Source organism: Veillonella sp., assembly GCF_019414865.1.
GTDB lineage: Bacteria > Bacillota > Negativicutes > Veillonellales > Veillonellaceae > Veillonella.
Window position 1 is genome coordinate 1 of record NZ_DXLG01000168.1, and the last position, 2,640, is coordinate 2,640.

The window sequence follows — 2,640 nt, forward strand, 5'->3', positions numbered from 1 at the left end:
TTTCCGCTTGTGATGGGGCCCCGTTAGATTGCGACAACTCAATAAATAATAAAAAGAGGTCCCTCTTTGCTCCGTTCTTCGCAAAGTCGCTGCATAGGGACCTCTTTTTATTATTTGAGCGTCTGCTATTAACTAGTCCCATCACAAGCTGCAGCTGATCTTTACTCATATGCTTTTATGTGATGGGGAAGGGGTTAGAGAACTAGGTTTTTGCTCCGTTCTTCGTAAAGTCGCCGCAGAAATACCTAGTTTTATTTTTATAACACCTGCTATGAATTAGTCCCATAGCAAACAACATCAACTGCTTAATATACAGAAATCCCCATCACAAGCTACATTTGATCTTTACTCAATATGTTTTTACGAACGGAAGGGGTGATAGGATGCGGTTAATTGCTTAATCGTACTTAGTTGTAGCCTCCGCCTTTCCCACATGGTGGGCGTGGCGCCATTAGTTTAAAGCCTTTTTACATAGAACAATCGGCTTATCTAGGTGTTATGTATTTAAGTGTGTAGTTCTATTTTGATGGGACGCCTTTATAAATATAATTATAAAAAAGTACGAATATACTTGTGCAGCGACTTTGCGAAGGACGGAGCAAGCAAGTATATTTGTACTTTTTTACTAGGTTGTAGAAATGAAATAGGGCCCCATCAAAATAGGGAGAATAACCTTGAAAAGCATATGTTGCCTAGATAACCCTTGATTGATTGTGTTATAATAGGCTTTATAGTAGTGTTTGGAGGATTTATCAGATGTTATTTACCGTCAATACAGAAGTCTGTACACGATGCGGCCTTTGCGTAGCTGACTGTCCAACAGGCTTGCTAGTGATGTCCGAAAATGGGCCTGTAACTGGCAAGGGAGGTTGTATCTCCTGTGGGCATTGTATTTCCGTATGCCCAACGCTTGCTCTTGATAGTGATATGACCCCACGTAAAGAGCAAATCGATATCACAAAAGAACAAAAATTAACGCCAGAGCAAGCTGAGTTATTCTTGCGCAGCCGTCGCTCTATTCGTAATTATCAAAATAAACCAGTTCCTGCTGAGCTTATTCGCAAGGTCTTAAACGTTGCAAGAATGGCTCCAACAGCAACAAATACACAAGGTATTTCCTATATTGTTATTCGGGACAAACAAAAGTTGCGTCGCATTGCAGATCTCGTTCTTGAGTGGATGCATTTGGCTGCGAAAACTGTGCCGATTATGCGTCTTTATGCTCGTGCAGCACAAGCTGAGGTCGATAAGGGTAAGGAATACATCTTGCGCGATGCACCTGCGTTAGTAGTGGCCATCGGTTCTAAAAAAGATATTCACCGTACTCACGATAGCGGGCATTCCTGCTTGTCTTATGCAGAGTTGTATGCACCAACATTAGGTTTAGGCACTTGTTGGGCTGGCTTCTTTGAACATGCAGGCGAAGCAGAGTATAAACCACTATTGGAACTATTAGGTGTACCAGAGGATAAAATCATTGCTGGTGGTATCTTGATGGGCTATCCAAAGGTTCGTTACCGTAACATCGTGGAACGCCAACCATTGGACGTAACATTCGATACTGAAGAATAGTAGTGATTGATTACTAATAATAGTGATTGATACTAAAGAATAAAATAAAAGCGATACTCTAAACAGTTAGGGTATCGCTTTTTGGCATTATACATATTTTGCTGTAGTTACTACATTTGTTATGGTGATAGTCGTATTTATAGATCTATAAAAGATTGTTTATCAAAAAGACCGGCCTCGTATTGAGGTCGGTCTTTTGGTTAGTTTGCAGATGTAATGCTACCTTTGAAAGTATCGTTGATGAATTGTTTAATTGCATCAGATTTGTAAATGTCTGCAATTTTTTTGTAAGTTTCATTGTCTTTGTCTTCACTACGTACCGCAAGTACGATAACTGTTAGTGGTTCATCTTTTGATTCGAAGAAGAAGCCTTGTTTTTCTACACTAAGGCCAGCACTTTGTACATAATTCATTGGAATAACTGCAATTGTTACATCATCTAGACTACGAGGTAATTGAGCTGCTTCTAATTCTTGAATCTTTATATTTTTCGGGTTAGATGTGATATCTGCAACAGTTGCTTTGAAGCCGACACCATCTTTTAACGTAATTAATCCAGCTTTAGCTAATAATACTAATGCACGACCACCATTAGTAGGGTCATTTGGAATAGAAACCGTAGCGCCTTCAGGTACATCTTGTACGCTATGTACACTATTACTATATAATCCCATACGCACTAAAAGGGTTTTACCGATTGCTACTAAGTTGGAACCATTTTGTTTGTTAAAGTTTTCCATAAATGGCACGTGTTGGTACGCATTCAATTGAATGTCGCCATCAGCGAGGGCTTTATCTGGTGTTACATAATCGGAGAACTCTACAACTTTAAGGTCGATACCTTGTTTTTTAGCCTCTTTTGCAACGGCTTCAGCAACTTGAGCATGAGGACCAGCAGTAGCACCGATTTTAATTTCCTTTGGTGCCTGACTAGATTGATTTGTATTTGTGCCACAGCCTGCGATGGCGAATGCTAAAACGCCAACGAGAAGAGGGGCAATAAATTTTTTTAATTTCATGTGAACATCCCTTTCTATATACATATAATGGATATATCCTATCATGTAA

At 39.6% G+C, this 2,640-nt stretch carries 2 protein-coding genes; one reads left to right on the plus strand and one right to left on the minus strand.

Going from position 1 to position 2,640, the window contains the following annotated elements; translation table 11 throughout:
- Positions 1-756 precede the first annotated feature (756 nt).
- A complete protein-coding gene (locus QZ334_RS07840) occupies positions 757-1,572 on the plus strand; it encodes a nitroreductase family protein (RefSeq protein ID WP_105089832.1) in 816 nt (271 codons plus the stop codon).
- A 200-nt stretch (positions 1,573-1,772) separates the two neighbouring features.
- Here the strand turns inward: QZ334_RS07840 and QZ334_RS07845 are convergent, their stop codons facing one another.
- Positions 1,773-2,591: a MetQ/NlpA family ABC transporter substrate-binding protein gene (locus QZ334_RS07845; RefSeq protein ID WP_105093653.1), complete on the minus strand. Its 819-nt coding sequence runs from the start codon at positions 2,589-2,591 to the stop codon at positions 1,773-1,775.
- Positions 2,592-2,640: the final 49 nt, after the last annotated feature.